Source organism: Salinispora fenicalii (assembly GCF_000514815.1).
In the GTDB taxonomy this organism is placed as follows: domain Bacteria; phylum Actinomycetota; class Actinomycetes; order Mycobacteriales; family Micromonosporaceae; genus Micromonospora; species Micromonospora fenicalii.
In genome coordinates this window covers 35,158-48,925 of sequence record NZ_AZWQ01000015.1, presented here as the reverse complement: position 1 = coordinate 48,925, position 13,768 = coordinate 35,158, and the positions used below count along the sequence as shown (strand labels likewise).

The following is a 13,768-nucleotide window of genomic DNA, read 5'->3' as shown; positions in this document are numbered from 1 at the left end:
GCATGCGCGGGAACCGGCCCACCCGTGGCAGCGAGCGAAAGGCAGGCACTGTGTCCCAGTCCGCAGTCCAACCCACGCCCGCCTCCCCCACCCCGGAGGGCGGCCACCTGCTCGAGATACGGGACCTGCACGTCGAGTTCCGCACCGGCGAAGGTGTGGCGAAGGTGATCAACGGTGTCTCGTACCACCTGGACGCCGGGGAGACCCTTGCCGTGCTCGGCGAATCCGGCTCCGGCAAGTCCGTCACCGCCCAAGCGATCATGGGCATCCTGGACACCCCGCCCGCGGTGATCCGCTCCGGGCAGATCCGCTACCAGGGACGCGACCTACTCACCCAGTCCGAGGAGCAACGCCGGCAGGTACGCGGCACCGAGATCGCCATGATCTTCCAGGATGCCCTCTCCGCGCTGAACCCGACCTTCCCGGTCGGCTGGCAGATCGGCGAGACGCTGCGCCAACGGGCCGGGATGTCCCGCGGTGACGCCCGTCGGCGGGCGATCGAGCTGATGGAGCTGGTCAAGATTCCGGCTGCGGCCAACCGGCTCGGCGACTACCCGCACCAGTTCTCCGGCGGTATGCGGCAACGCGTCATGATCGCCATGGCGTTGGCGCTGGACCCGAAGGTCCTCATCGCCGACGAGCCCACCACCGCGCTGGACGTGACCGTGCAGGCCCAGATCATGGACCTCCTGTCCGACCTGCGCCGAGACCTCCGCATGGCGATAATCCTGATCACCCACGACCTCGGCGTGGTAGCCGGCGTCGCCGACCGGATCGCCGTCATGTACGCCGGGCGGATCGTCGAACACGCCGACGTCCGGTCGCTGTACAAGGCACCCGCCCACCCGTACACCAAGGGGTTGTTGAAATCGATCCCGCGGCTGGACTTCCAGGGCCAGCAGCTGTCGACCATCCGGGGGCTCCCGCCCAACCTGATGCGGATCCCCTCCGGTTGCCCCTTCCACCCCCGATGCCCGTACGTCCAGCAGGTCTGCGTGGACGTCGTACCGCACGACCTGGTCCTCGGCGACGGCCGGACCAGCGCGTGCCACTTCGCGCAGGAGGTCCGCGATGACCGCGCCCGCTAGCCCGCCGAAGAAGGTACGCGGCGAGCCGATCCTGGCCGTCGAGAACCTGGTCAAGCACTTCCCGATCACCCGGGGCGTCGTCTTCCAGCGCCAGATCGGCGCGGTCCGCGCCGTGGACGGGGTCAGCTTCGACCTGCGCCGCGGGGAGACCCTCGGCATCGTCGGCGAGTCCGGCTGCGGCAAGTCCACCCTGGCCCGGCTGCTGATGCGGCTGGAGATGCCGACCTCCGGAGCGGCGACGCTGGAGGGGCGGGACCTCTTCGCCGCCCGTGGCGGGGAGCTGCGCCGGCTCCGCCGCAACATGCAGATGGTCCTCCAGGACCCGTACACCTCACTGAACCCGCGGATGACCGTCGGCGACATCATCGGGGAACCCTTCGAGATCCACCCGGAGGCGGCGCCCAAGGGCAGCCGACAGCGGAGGGTCCAGGAACTGCTGGACATGGTCGGGCTCAGCCCCGAGCACATCAACCGGTACCCACACCAGTTCTCCGGCGGGCAGCGGCAGCGCATCGGCATCGCCCGCGCGCTCGCGCTACGCCCCGAGGTGATCGTCTGTGACGAGCCGGTCTCCGCGCTGGACGTCTCGATCCAGGCGCAGGTGATCAACCTGCTCGAACAGCTTCAGGACGAGCTCGGCCTCTCGTACATCTTCATCGCCCACGACCTGTCGGTGGTGCGGCACATCTGCGACCGGGTCGCGGTGATGTACCTGGGCCGGATCGTCGAGCTCGGCACCGAGGAGGAGATCTACCAGCGGGCCACCCACCCGTACACCCAGGCGCTACTGTCGGCGGTGCCGGTGCCCGACCCGGAGCTGCGGGACAGCCAGAACATGATCCGCCTGATCGGCGACGTACCGAGCCCGGCGAACCCGCCGAGCGGCTGCCGATTCCGCACCCGGTGCTGGAAGGCGCAGGACATTTGTGCCACCCAGGACCCGGACACCGTGCCGCGCGCCGCCGACCCGCACCCGTCGGCCTGCCACTTCGCCGAACTCCGCGAGCCAGCGTCCCCCTCCTGACGACCGCACCCCAGCTCGCGGCCACCAGGGATCCGGGCAGCGGGCCCGGCGAAGGCCGGTCCACCCGGTTGCCGTGTCGCCGGCCTGCTGCCTGTCCGGTAGGCGGGTTTGTTCGGGCTACCGGAGCCCGCCCCGTGGCCTAACGGCTTGACCGGCGCTGGCGGCCCGGCCGGTGGGCCACACACGGGCCTCACCTTGTTCAGTGAAAGAAGTGCCGGGTGCCGGTCAGGTACATGGTTATGCCGGCCGCCTTGGCATCGGCGATGACCTACTCGTCCCGGATTGATCCGCCGGGGCTGGACCCTGATGCCGACCCCGGGGTTTCGATCTGCGGGGCACTCACCTTTCGATCTGCGGGGCACCCGGCTTTCGATCTGCGGGGGCCTCAGGCAGGCCGCCTACGACGCCGACGTGACTGCCCACGTCGTCCCGGTCGGCGGCGCCGAGGACGGCGCCTAACAGTCCGGGGAAGCGGGCGTCGAGGTCGCCGCCACGAAGTTCGACGAAGCAGCGGGTGCCTTCCTGTCGGGTGCGGGTGATGCCCGCATCGCGGAGCACGCGCAGGTGATGGCTGAGGGTGGACTTGGCGACCGGCACGCGAAGTTCGCCCCACCCGCGTTCGCGGCCATCGGCGAGCACACGTACCAGACCGACCCGGATGGGGTCGTTGAGGGCCCCCAGCACGTCGATGAGGGAGAGCTCGTCGGGGTCGGGATGTCGTGCTCTTTTCATGGCGACCATGCTACCTTGTTCGACGTTTTGCGAACATCGAACAAGGAGATGGACCGTGAACGCCGGACCCTGCATCGATCTCACCGCACAAGTCGTTGTCGTCACCGGCGCCGGATCCGGCATCGGCCGCGCCACAGCACACGCGTTCGCCCGCGCAGGCGCCCAGGTGCTGGGGGTCGGACGCCGCAAGGATGCCCTCGCGGAGACCGCCGCCGAAAGCCCCGCGATCGCCGTTCACCCGGCCGACCTGAACGCCCCCGGAGCACCGCAGGAAGTGGTTGACGCCGCAGTCGACCGCTGGGGACAACTGGACATACTGGTCAACAACGCCGGTGCCACCAGGATCATGCCGTTGGCACACACCACGGCCGCGGGCATCGCTGCCCTGTTCGACCTCAACGTCGTCGCGCCCAGCCTGCTGGCGCACGCGGCCCTACCACACCTGCGCCGGAGCCGCGGATCGATCGTCAACGTCTCCAGTACCTACGGCCACCGGCCCCTGCCCGGCGCCGCCCACTACGCGGCCTCCAAAGCCGCCCTCGAACAGCTCACCCGGAGCTGGGCGGCAGAACTCGCGGCGGACGGCATTCGGGTCAACGCCCTGGCTCCCGGCCCAACCGAGAGCCAGGCGTTGGCCGCCGCCGGACTCTCCGACCCGGCCATCGAAGAGATCAAGCGAGCAGAGGCCGTCCGCATCCCCCTCGGTCGCCGCGGTGACCCCGAAGAGATCGCCGCCTGGATCCTGCGTCTGGCCGACCCGGCCAGCACCTGGCTGACCGGGCAGGTCCTCACTGTCGACGGTGGGCTGGAGCTGACGTGACCTCGGTCAGTGGAAGAAGTGCCGGGTGCCGGTCAGGTACATGGTCACGCCGGCCGCCCTGGCAGCTTCGATGACCTCCTCGTCCCGGATCGACCCGCCGGGCTGGACGATCGCCCGCACGCCGGCGTCGAAGAGGATCTTCGGCCCGTCGGCGAACGGGAAGAACGCGTCGGAGGCGCACACCGCCCCGCGCGCCCGTTCGGCACCGGCCCGCTCCACCGCCAGCCGGGCCGAGTCGACCCGGTTGACCTGCCCCATGCCCACGCCGACGGTCGCGCCGTCGCGGGCGAGCAGGATCGCGTTGCTCTTCACCGCTCGGACCGCCCGCCAGGCGAAGGCCAGGTCCCGCAGGGTCGCCTCGTCGGCGGCCTCGCCGGTCGCCAGCTGCCAGGTGCCCGGGTCGTCGCCCGCGGCGTCCACCCGGTCCCGCACCTGCACCAGCATCCCACCAGTGACCGGTCGCCACTCCGCCGACGCCGGGGCGTAGGCCGGGGCGCGCAGCAGGCGCACGTTCTTCTTGCCCCGCAGCACCTCGAGGGCGTCGGGTTCGAACTCCGGGGCCACAACAACCTCGGTGAACACCTCCGCCACCTGCCCGGCGAGCTCGACGCCGACCGGCCGGTTCACGGCGATCACGCCGCCGAAGGCGGACACCGGGTCGCAGGCGTGTGCCTTGCGGTGCGCCTCGGCGACGTCCGCACCCACCGCGATGCCACACGGGTTGGCGTGCTTGATGATCGCCACCGCCGGCTGGTCGGAGAAGTCATTGGCGGCCCGCCAGGCGGCGTCGGCGTCAACGTAGTTGTTGTACGACATCTCCTTGCCGTGTAGCTGCTCGGCCTGGGCGAGCCCGGCCGGGCTCGACGGGTCGGTGTAGAGGGCGGCCGGCTGGTGCGGGTTCTCCCCGTACCGCAGCACCGCCTCGCGACGCAGCGCCAGCCCGGCGAAGCCCGGCCACGGCGCGTCCTCCTCGACCAACTCTCGCGCGCACCACTCGGCGACGGCCACGTCGTAGTCGGCGATCACCGCGAACGCCCGGGCCGCGAGCGCCCGGCGCTGTGCCAGGGTGAAGCCACCCGCCCGTACCGCCGCCAGCAGTTGGGGGTAGCCCGACGGGTCGGTCACCACGGCGACCGAAGCGTGGTTCTTGGCGGCGGCCCGCACCATCGCCGGCCCACCGATGTCAATCTGCTCGACGCACTCGTCCTGCCCCGCCCCGGAGGCGACAGTCGCCTGAAACGGGTACAGGTTGGACACCAGCAGGTCGATCGCCCCGATGCCGTGCTCGGCGAGCTGCCCCACGTGCGATTCCTTGCGCAGGTCCGCGAGGAGACCACCGTGGATCTTGGGGTGCAGCGTCTTGACTCGGCCGTCGAGGATCTCCGGGAACCCGGTCACCGAGTCCACCGCGGTGACCGGCACGCCGGCACCGGCGATGGCCGACGCGGTGCTTCCGGTCGAGACGATCTCCACGCCGGCGTCGTGCAACGCCTGGGCCAGCTCGGCCAGACCGGCCTTGTCGTAGACGCTGACCAGCGCCCGCCGGATCGGGCGGCGCTCGTCCTGACTGGAACTCACGGGACCGTGACCTTTCTTCCGGAAATTGTCCAACCTGCACGGACCAGGCGGCCCACCTGCTCGACGAGCTGGCGACGCTCGGCCTCTTTGATGCGCTCGGTGAGCGTCTGCTCGTCGTCGCCGTCCCGGACCGGCACCGCGACCTGGGCGACAATCGGGCCGGTGTCCGTGCCCGCGTCAACGAAGAAGAGGGTCGCCCCGGTGATCTTCACCCCGTAGGCGAGTGCGTCGCGGGGCCCGTGAATGCCGGGGAAGGCCGGCAGCAGAGTGTTGTGCGTGTTCAGATAGCGGTCGCCGAACGCGGCGAGGAAGTGCGGGCCGACCAGCTTCAGGAAGCCGGCGGAGACGACCAGGTCGGGAGTGTGCTCGGCCACTCGCGCGGTGAGCGCGGCGTCCCAGTCGGAGCGGGTCGGATAGTCCTTCACCCGCTCAACGAAGGTCGGCACCCCCGCCGCCGCGGCCCGGTCCAGCCCGGCGATGCCATCGCGGTCCGCCCCGACCGCGACCACCCGAGCCCCGTACCCGGGATCGGTGCTGGCGTCGAGCAACGCCTGAAGGTTACTGCCGGAGCCGGAGACGAGAACGACGATACGGGCGGCAGACGCGGGCTCAGGCACCGGACAACCCTATCGGGGCCGCCCGGCCACCGATTCGCTGGGCGGCAAGCCGGCGCTGAATCAGCGACCAGGCCAGGTACGCTGCCGATCGCTCCCCCGCGCACCGGTAGCGACAGTTGTCCCGATGTCGCATCCTGTGCAAAGGAGTAGCGAGAGATGCAGCCCGGAATCCCGCCCCAATCCACGAGCTCCTGCTGATCGACCGGGAGGACGCATGCAGCCCGACCCATCCACTCCGCAGCACGATCCGTCCACCCCTCAGCCCACTCCGTCCACCCCACCCGCGGACCCGTACGCTCCACCGGCCGCAGACCCCTACGCCCCACCCGCGGACCCGTACGCCCCGCCCGCGGACCCGTACGCCCCACCGGTGGACCCCTACGCCCCACCCGCGGACCCCTACGCCCCACCGGCTACCTCGGTTTCGCAGCAGCCGTACCCCCCGCCGCCGGTAAACCCGTACGCCATGCCCACCACACCGCCGAACCCGCCACCACCGGACCCGTACGCCGCGCCCACCGCTGCGCCGTACCCAGCGCCCTATGGTGGGATGCAGATGTACCCGAACGCGGGCTACCCCCTACCGGCGGGGAAGCAGAACACGCTCGGGCTGATCTCTATGATCCTCGGCATTGTGTCGGTCCCGCTGACCTGTTGCTATCTCGGCCTGCCGCTGGGAATCGCCGCGGTGGTGACCGGACGGCTCGGCCAGCAGAAGGTCGAGCAGGGGCTCGCGGACAATCGTGGCCAGGCCCTGGCCGGGATGATCTGCGGACTGATCGGCGCGCTGCTGGGCCTCGGCTGGATTCCCCTGAGCATCGTGCTCAACAACTAGTCATGTCACGGCGTCAGCCGCGGGACAGGAAGCGAGCCGCCACCACGCCACCCAGCACGCCGGTCCCGGTCACCACAGTCGCCACCGCCGCCACCTGCCACGGCACTGGTCCGACCTCCGCCAGCCGGCCCGCACCCAGCGGGCCGGCTGATGCCACCGCCGCGACCCCCACCAGTAGGCCCGCCACCGGGCCGGCGAGCAACGCCGGGCGCAGTAGCGGACCCCACTCTTCCCGGGCTCCGTTGCCACCGGACCGAAGCATGCGCCGGGTCAACGACCAGCCCGCCACCATCCCGACCAGAACTGGCACCGCGAGCAGGCCCGTCCCCAGGCCGTCCACCGGTCCGCCGGGGAGGCCCGCGACCAGCGGCAGGGCCGGCAGCACCCCCACTGTCACCTCGCTGGTCTGCACCGTGGTGTCGGTGCCGACCGCGAACCCGGGGCCGAGCAGGTAGCTGGTTGACCAGATCGCCGCGTTCGGGGCGTACGCCAGGTTGACCAGGGTGATCCCGGCCTGCCCCGCCACCCCGGTGTGGTAGGCCGCGATCAGGTCGGCCGCGTCACCGCCGCCGGTCGCGACCGCCAGGCCGGCCACACCGGCACCCGCCGCGAGCAGCAGAAGCGCCGCGACCAGACCGGTCCGGATCCCCTCCCGCAGCGGTAGCGGCGCCCGCGCGGCGAGCAGGTCACCGAGCCCGGTCGTACGAACCGCCCCGGCGAGGGCAGCAACGGTGGCAACCGCGGCGAGGGTCAGACCGGCCCGTACCGGCGATACGTCCAATTCCCCGCGGGCCACCAGCAGTGCGGCGAGCACTCCGAGGATGGTGTACGCGACGCCGACCGCCCCCGCGGCGACCAACGCGCGCTTTGGCGACCTGCTACCCCGGGCGCCGATGGCCCGGGTGACGTGCACCCCGGCCCGAATGAGTCGCCAGCTGGCGAGCAGGGTCACCACCAGCGGGGCGAGCCCGAGGGGACCGGTGTTCGTCGTCAGCGGGACGCCATGCCCGAGCAACCAGCCGGCCAGCCCGACCCGGACCGCCTCCGGCAGGCTCGACGCACCCTCACTGAGCTGAAAGAACCAGAGCACCACTGCCACCGGCAGCCAGGAGGTGAGCGCCGCACCAACAGCGGCGACGCCCGCGGCCACGGCCAGCGGCGGACGACTCGGCGGCCCACTCGCCCGTGGCGCGGGTGCTCGGCGAGCCGGCCCGGGTCGCCCCGGCGGGCGGGCGCTCACTGGGGCGCGTCGGCCGGGCTGATCGGGGGTGACAGAGGACATCAGGTCCACTCTGACATGCCGTCGGGGTAGTGGCAGGTCGATAAACCCCTCGGGCGGGTTCGAGTTACGTGATCCACCGTCTCCTGCCTCCGATCCGGTCTAGCCTCGGCCAGAGGACGCCACCGCGGCCGACCAGGGTGTCAAGTGGGGACCTCCACCACTGCCAGGTGTGGACCATGGACCGTGCCCCTGCACCCCCGGCGGGCGCGGGCATCGACGCAAGGAGGCACGCCGTGACCGCTGCATATCCGCCGCCCGGCGCGGCGGCGGGCAAGGACCGGACGACGCTCTGGGGCGTACTCGGCATCGTCGTCGGCCTGCTCTGCTGCGGCGTCCTCGGGATCGTCTTCGGCTACCTGTCGATCCGCGATGCGCGGCGCTTCGGCAACTCGCCGGTGCTCGGTTGGTTAGGCATCGCCTTCGGCGTGCTCAACATCATCGGGAACGGACTTCTCTACATCGGCGGCAGCAATCCGTTGAGCTGAGTTGACGACCGGAGGGATCAGCCGTGGACGGCCGATCCCTCCAGCTGTCGTCGCCGGGGCTTAGCCCGCGGACATAATCTCCCGCATCAGCCGGGCCGTCTCGGTCGGAGTCTTGCCGACCTTGACGCCGGCTGCTTCCAGCGCCGTCTTCTTGGCCTCCGCGGTACCGGCCGAACCGGAGATGATCGCACCCGCGTGCCCCATCGTCTTACCGGGCGGTGCGGTGAAGCCAGCGATGTAGCCGACCACCGGCTTGGTGACGTTCGCCTTGATGAACTCGGCGGCCCGCTCCTCGGCATCGCCACCGATCTCACCGATCATGACGATCGCGTCGGTGTCCGGGTCATCCTCGAACGCGGCCAACGCATCGATGTGCGTGGTGCCGATGATCGGGTCGCCGCCGATTCCGACGCAGGTGGAGAAGCCGATGTCACGCAGCTCGTACATCATCTGGTAGGTCAGCGTGCCGCTCTTGCTGACCAGGCCGATCCGGCCGGCGCCGGTGATGTCGGCCGGGATGATGCCGGCGTTGGAGGCGCCCGGCGACACGATCCCCGGGCAGTTCGGCCCGATGATCCGAGTCCGCTCGCCCTGCGCCACGTTGTACGCCCAGAAGGCGGCGGTGTCGTGCACCGGCACGCCCTCAGTGATCACCACGGCGAGCGAGATGCCGGCGTCGATCGCCTCGATCACCGCACCCTTGGTGAACTGCGGCGGCACGAAGATGACCGTCACGTTGGCGCCGGTCTCCCGCATCGCGTCAGCGACGCTAGCGAAGACCGGCAGTTCGGTGCCGTCGAAGTCAACGGTGGTGCCCGCCTTGCGCGGGTTCACCCCACCGACGATGTCGGTACCCGCGGCGAGCATCCGCCGGGTGTGCTTGGAACCCTCGGAACCGGTCATCCCCTGCACGATGACCTTCGAGTCCTTGGTCAGCCAGATCGCCATTGTCAGACCCCCGCAGCGGCCAGCTCGGCGGCCCGCTCGGCCGCACCATCCATCGTGTCGACCCGCTGGATCAGCGGGTTGTTCGCGCCGTCGAGAATCGCCCGACCGGCCTCCGCGTTGTTGCCGTCGAGGCGGACGACCAACGGCCTGGTGACCTTCTCGCCGCGCTGCTCGAGCAGGGCCAGCGCCTGCACGATGCCGTTGGCGACCGCGTCGCAGGCGGTGATCCCGCCGAAGACGTTGACGAAGACGCTCTTCACCGCGGGGTCGGAGAGCACGATCTCGAGGCCGTTGGCCATCACCGCGGCGCTCGCACCGCCGCCGATGTCGAGGAAGTTCGCCGGCTTCACGCCGCCGTGCCGCTCACCGGCGTACGCGACCACGTCGAGGGTCGACATGACCAGTCCGGCGCCGTTACCGATGATGCCGACCTCACCGTCGAGCTTGACGTAGTTGAGGTCCTTCTCCTTGGCGGCCTGCTCGAGGGGGTCCACCGCGGCCTGGTCAACCAGTGCCTCGTGGTCCGGGTGCCGGAACGCCGCGTTCTCGTCCAGGCTGACCTTGGCGTCGAGCAGCAGCAGCCCACCCTCGGCGGTCTTGGCGAGCGGATTCACCTCGACCAGCGTCGCGTCCTCGGCGACGAACGCCTTCCACAGGTCCACCGCGATCTCGACGGTCTGGTCGGCGACCTCGGCCGGGAAACCGGCCTGGGTGACAATTCGCCGGGCCGTCGCCGCGTCAACGCCGGTGTTCGCGTCGATCGGCGCCTTGACGACCTTCTCCGGCGTCTCGGCGGCTACCTGTTCGATGTCCATCCCACCCGCGACGCTGGCGATGCAGAGGAAGGTGCGGTTCGCCCGGTCCAGCAGGTAGGAGAAGTAGTACTCGTCGGCCACGTCCGCGGTCACGGTGATCATGACCTTGTGGACGGTGTGTCCCTTGATGTCCATGCCGAGGATGTCGGTGGCCCGGGCCACCGTCTCCTCCGCGCCCTCGGTCAGCTTCACCCCGCCGGCCTTGCCCCGGCCACCGACCTTCACCTGCGCCTTGACAACCACCCGACCGCCGAGGCGTTCGGCGATCGCGCGGGCCTCCTCCGGGGTCGTGGCGACGCCGCCGGCGAGCACGGGCAACCCGTGCCGCTCGAACAGGTCCCGCCCCTGGTACTCGTACAGGTCCACGATTGCGCGTCCCGTCCCGTCTCCGCGGCGCGCCGTCGCGCCGCCACCAGCGTATGGAAAACAGTTTGACGCCTGTCATCAGTTGTAACAGGCCATTGAAGGCAGCCTAGCGAGGTCGACACCACCAACGACCAAGCGGGTACGTGATGTGCGGTTTTGCACAGCCGACTGGCCAGCACCCGCCGTTTGGCCGAGTGTCAACCTTCCGGACGATGTTTTCCCCGACACGTAACCCCGGGGGTCAGGCCTCGTTGAGTCAGATGTCGAAGCGCTGGTCAGCGCGACGACAGGACGGCCGATGCCCTGTCGGTCGAGGGGTGGCGGCGGGGCATCGTGCATAGAGAGGCCGGGCGTGTGAGGGGTGCGTCCGGCCTCTCCCCCTGTCCGGCCCGTGACCTCCCCGGCCCGTGACCTTCCCAGGCCGACCGTCAGGCGACGGTCTGCGCCACGTTTTGCCGAACCCAGTCCACGATCGACCCCGTGGTGGCTCCCGGAGTGAAAATCTTGGCCACGCCAATCTGCTGCAGTTCCGGGATATCAGTGTCCGGGATGATGCCTCCACCAAAGACGACGATGTCTCGTGCGTCTCGCTCGGCAAGGAGCTCCAACACCCGCCGGAAAAGGGTCATGTGCGCCCCGGACAGAACGGATAGTCCGACCGCGTCGGCGTCCTCCTGGATTGCGGTCTCCACGATCTGCTCCGGGCTCTGATGCAGACCGGTGTAGATAACCTCCATCCCGGCGTCCCGGAGGGCACGCGCGACGACCTTCGCGCCGCGGTCATGGCCGTCCAGGCCCGGTTTGGCGACGACGACCCGAACACGAGAGCTCATCTACGCATCCCTTCACCGGCTTCGCGGCTTGACCTTAACGAACGGTAACCCGACCGGTCCGGGCTGAGGAATCCGGGCCGTCGAACACCTCGCCGCCTCGGCGTCCGCCCACCCACCGAAGACAGGACAACATCCCAGGTCGGTCAAGTCGGATGGGTCCGCTGTTCGGTCACCCTACGCGACGAACAGGATGAGACTGGGGACACCTTCACCAGCTCAGCCAAAGGACAATAGTGGATACAATCGGACAGAACATCACACCAATCTGGCGATGCGGCTTGTGACGGACGTGGCGGTTGGCTACCGTGTCCAACGGTTGTCATCAGGTCCATGGACGGGTGACGACGCGGTCGGCGAAGTTCATCCAGCTTCACGAACCCACCCGATCGCCTCGATACCCCGACAACGGAGGGTGTGCGTGCGCCAGCGCCTGTCGTCTGAGCCCGATAGATATCGCGGCCGCCGCCGCGTACCCACCCCACCGCGAAGCCGCTACGCCGCAGTGGTCACCACCGCCCTCGTCGGCGCCAGCGGGGTCGCACTCTTCGCCGGCAGCGCCCTTCCCGATGCCAAGAGCGTCAGCCCGACGGTCCTCGACGAGCTAAAGACGGCCTCCGCGCTGAGCGAGGACGCCGCCGCGGAGCGCGCCAATGCGGCCGACCGCTCGTCGCGGGACGGCGAGCGGGTCAACCCGGAGGCGGAGACAGAAGTCTGGTGCCTCCCCCTCAAGGACTACGAGTTCAACTCCCCATACGGCGTTCAGGGTGAAGAGCTGCACACCGGCGTGGACCTGGTCGCCCCAGAGGGCACCCCCTACGTCTCCATTCATGACGGCACCGTCACCAAGGCCGGCTGGTTCGGCGGGTACGGATACACGGTGATCGTCGCGAACGCCGACGGTAGCGAGGCCATCTACGGCCACTCCTCCACTCTCAGCGTGCAAGAGGGACAACAGGTCAAGGCCGGCGACCAGCTCGGCCTGGTCGGCAACACCGGCCTCTCCTACGGCTCCCACCTGCACCTGGAGGTCCATGTCAAGGGCGAACCGCTCGACCCGGTGCCCTGGCTGATGGAGCGCGGAGTGGACATCAAGCTCCAGATGGAGCCTTTCCACAGCGAGGTAGCCACCCCCTGACGCTAAGTCATGCCTTACTGCCGCCCGGATCATCCGATCCGGGCGGTTTTTTCTCGCCCTCGGCCGGCGAAGGTGTTTGAGGTCACCTCCAGCAATGTGACTGAGCGCACGCCCAGGCTGGATCGCTACCGCTGCTATTCGCGACACGGACCGACAAAGCTCCGACACGCCCGCCGGACCGAGCCCGCCCGAGGGCCCCTCGTCTCCGGCCGGCTCCGGAAGGACCTCAGGATGTCGGGGTCACGTGCCCCTACGAGCAGTGAAGGTCCGTTGTGCAGAACGACACCCCCCGCTCACGCAGGAACACCACACCGGCCCGCCATCGGCGGCCGACCAGCACCCGGAGCCGGGTGCTGCGGGCCGCGGCTGCCGCGGTAGCCGGACTCGCCCTGACCGGAGTCGCGGTAACAGCGATCACCGGAGATGATCAGGACGCCACCCCGAACGGTGCCGTCGACATTGACCTACAAGCCCAGGCCGAGGCCGCCGCCCAAGCCCAGGCCGAGGCCGAAGCCGCCACCCAAGCCCAGGCTGAGTCCGCCGCCCAAGCTGAGGCCGCCGCCCAAGCTGAGGCCGCCGCCCGCGCTGAGGCCGCCGCCCGCGCGGATCGCTCCGCCCGGGAGTCGGCGAGCAGCAGTCCGACCCCCAGCGCATCGGCAAGTCCCTCGGCGCAGCCCTCGGCCAGCACGGCACCGAAGGTGACAGCCAAGCCGACAACCACGACAACCACGACGTCAACGCCGACCTGGGTCATCCCCATGGCCGATGCCGCCATCACCTCCTGTTACGGCAATCGGTGGGGGGTGCTGCACGCCGGCATCGACTTCGCCCTGCCCGCCGGCACCCCGGTCCGCGCCGCCTTCGGCGGCACCGTAACGAAGGCCAGCGACGTCGGCGACGGGTACGGCATCTCGGTCGTCATCGATCACGACAACGGATATCTGACCCACTACGCCCACCTGAGCACCGCGAAAGTAAGCGTCGGCGACCAGGTCAGCACCGGTGACACCATCGGCCTGGAGGGTTCCACCGGCGACTCCACCGGCCCCCACCTGCACTTCGAGGTACACCAGGGCCAGCTATGGAGCCAGATCGACCCGGCGCCGTTCCTCCGCGAACGCGGCATCGACGTGGCCTGCTGACCGAGCGGCATCCGGGGCCGACGACGGACGAACAGAGCTCGTGCCGGAGAGGGCTGCGCTGGGGAGCT

At 69.9% G+C, this 13,768-nt stretch carries 14 protein-coding genes; 7 read left to right on the top strand and 7 right to left on the bottom strand.

Features of this window, described 5'->3' with window-relative positions:
* Positions 1 to 2: 2 nt before the first annotated feature.
* Positions 3 to 1,088: an ABC transporter ATP-binding protein gene (locus B116_RS0104720; protein ID WP_027659346.1), complete on the top strand. Its 1,086-nt coding sequence runs from the start codon at positions 3 to 5 to the stop codon at positions 1,086 to 1,088.
* Positions 1,072 to 2,112 (top strand): ABC transporter ATP-binding protein, encoded by a 1,041-nt coding sequence (locus B116_RS0104715; protein WP_018720573.1) that lies wholly within the window; start codon positions 1,072 to 1,074, stop codon positions 2,110 to 2,112. The genes B116_RS0104720 and B116_RS0104715 overlap by 17 nt, the downstream gene beginning before the upstream one ends.
* Before the next feature lie 339 nt (positions 2,113 to 2,451).
* Here B116_RS0104715 and B116_RS0104710 read toward each other — a convergent pair whose 3' ends face one another.
* On the bottom strand, positions 2,452 to 2,853 hold the full coding sequence (locus B116_RS0104710) for an ArsR/SmtB family transcription factor (protein ID WP_027659345.1): 402 nt from the start codon (positions 2,851 to 2,853) through the stop codon (positions 2,452 to 2,454).
* 46 nt (positions 2,854 to 2,899) lie between these two features.
* Here B116_RS0104710 and B116_RS0104705 point away from each other — a divergent pair, with 46 nt between their 5' ends.
* The gene (locus B116_RS0104705; RefSeq protein WP_027659344.1) at positions 2,900 to 3,664 is read left to right on the top strand and encodes an SDR family NAD(P)-dependent oxidoreductase; all 765 of its coding nucleotides are present in this window, start codon (positions 2,900 to 2,902) and stop codon (positions 3,662 to 3,664) included.
* A gap of 6 nt (positions 3,665 to 3,670) precedes the next feature.
* Here the strand turns inward: B116_RS0104705 and purH are convergent, their stop codons facing one another.
* Both purH and purN read right to left on the bottom strand, forming a co-directional pair.
* Positions 3,671 to 5,242, bottom strand: a complete 1,572-nt coding sequence (gene purH / locus B116_RS0104700; protein WP_027659343.1) for a bifunctional phosphoribosylaminoimidazolecarboxamide formyltransferase/IMP cyclohydrolase — start codon at positions 5,240 to 5,242, stop codon at positions 3,671 to 3,673.
* Positions 5,239 to 5,859, bottom strand: a complete 621-nt coding sequence (purN, locus tag B116_RS0104695; RefSeq protein ID WP_027659342.1) for a phosphoribosylglycinamide formyltransferase — start codon at positions 5,857 to 5,859, stop codon at positions 5,239 to 5,241. The genes purH and purN overlap by 4 nt, the downstream gene beginning before the upstream one ends.
* A gap of 214 nt (positions 5,860 to 6,073) precedes the next feature.
* On the opposite strand from purN, the gene B116_RS24680 reads away from it, so the two are divergent.
* Positions 6,074 to 6,694 (top strand): DUF4190 domain-containing protein, encoded by a 621-nt coding sequence (locus B116_RS24680; protein WP_033667295.1) that lies wholly within the window; start codon positions 6,074 to 6,076, stop codon positions 6,692 to 6,694.
* 13 nt (positions 6,695 to 6,707) lie between these two features.
* Here the strand turns inward: B116_RS24680 and B116_RS0104685 are convergent, their stop codons facing one another.
* Entirely contained in the window at positions 6,708 to 7,976 is a 1,269-nt protein-coding gene (locus B116_RS0104685; RefSeq protein ID WP_027659341.1) for a cell division protein PerM, read from the bottom strand.
* A 233-nt stretch (positions 7,977 to 8,209) separates the two neighbouring features.
* Between B116_RS0104685 and B116_RS0104680 the strand changes: the two genes are divergently transcribed.
* Positions 8,210 to 8,461, top strand: coding sequence for a hypothetical protein (locus B116_RS0104680; protein ID WP_018720580.1), 252 nt, complete (start codon positions 8,210 to 8,212; stop codon positions 8,459 to 8,461).
* Between the two features lie 60 nt (positions 8,462 to 8,521).
* Here B116_RS0104680 and sucD read toward each other — a convergent pair whose 3' ends face one another.
* The 3 genes from sucD to B116_RS0104665 all read right to left on the bottom strand — a co-directional run bounded on the left by sucD (position 8,522) and on the right by B116_RS0104665 (position 11,423).
* On the bottom strand, positions 8,522 to 9,409 hold the full coding sequence (gene sucD, locus B116_RS0104675) for a succinate--CoA ligase subunit alpha (RefSeq protein ID WP_018720581.1): 888 nt from the start codon (positions 9,407 to 9,409) through the stop codon (positions 8,522 to 8,524).
* A gap of 2 nt (positions 9,410 to 9,411) precedes the next feature.
* A complete protein-coding gene (sucC, locus tag B116_RS0104670; RefSeq protein WP_018720582.1) occupies positions 9,412 to 10,590 on the bottom strand; it encodes an ADP-forming succinate--CoA ligase subunit beta in 1,179 nt (392 codons plus the stop codon).
* A gap of 428 nt (positions 10,591 to 11,018) precedes the next feature.
* Positions 11,019 to 11,423 (bottom strand): cobalamin B12-binding domain-containing protein, encoded by a 405-nt coding sequence (locus B116_RS0104665; RefSeq protein ID WP_018720583.1) that lies wholly within the window; start codon positions 11,421 to 11,423, stop codon positions 11,019 to 11,021.
* A gap of 418 nt (positions 11,424 to 11,841) precedes the next feature.
* On the opposite strand from B116_RS0104665, the gene B116_RS0104660 reads away from it, so the two are divergent.
* Together B116_RS0104660 and B116_RS0104655 are read left to right on the top strand one after the other, a co-directional pair.
* Complete coding sequence (locus B116_RS0104660; RefSeq protein ID WP_033665167.1) at positions 11,842 to 12,558, top strand: M23 family metallopeptidase; 717 nt, start codon at positions 11,842 to 11,844, stop codon at positions 12,556 to 12,558.
* Positions 12,559 to 12,830: 272 nt separating this feature from the next.
* A complete protein-coding gene (locus B116_RS0104655) occupies positions 12,831 to 13,700 on the top strand; it encodes a M23 family metallopeptidase (RefSeq protein ID WP_027659340.1) in 870 nt (289 codons plus the stop codon).
* Positions 13,701 to 13,768: the final 68 nt, after the last annotated feature.

Bases quoted from the DNA above. Each gene is read 5' to 3' on its own strand.
- B116_RS0104710 (WP_027659345.1), bottom strand. From the start codon at position 2,853: ATGGTCGCCATGAAAAGAGCACGACATCCCGACCCCGACGAGCTCTCC.
- B116_RS24680 (WP_033667295.1), top strand. From the start codon at position 6,074: ATGCAGCCCGACCCATCCACTCCGCAGCACGATCCGTCCACCCCTCAG.
- B116_RS0104685 (WP_027659341.1), bottom strand. From the start codon at position 7,976: ATGTCCTCTGTCACCCCCGATCAGCCCGGCCGACGCGCCCCAGTGAGC.
- B116_RS0104665 (WP_018720583.1), bottom strand. From the start codon at position 11,423: ATGAGCTCTCGTGTTCGGGTCGTCGTCGCCAAACCGGGCCTGGACGGC.
- sucD (WP_018720581.1), bottom strand. From the start codon at position 9,409: ATGGCGATCTGGCTGACCAAGGACTCGAAGGTCATCGTGCAGGGGATG.
- B116_RS0104715 (WP_018720573.1), top strand. From the start codon at position 1,072: ATGACCGCGCCCGCTAGCCCGCCGAAGAAGGTACGCGGCGAGCCGATC.
- B116_RS0104720 (WP_027659346.1), top strand. From the start codon at position 3: ATGCGCGGGAACCGGCCCACCCGTGGCAGCGAGCGAAAGGCAGGCACT.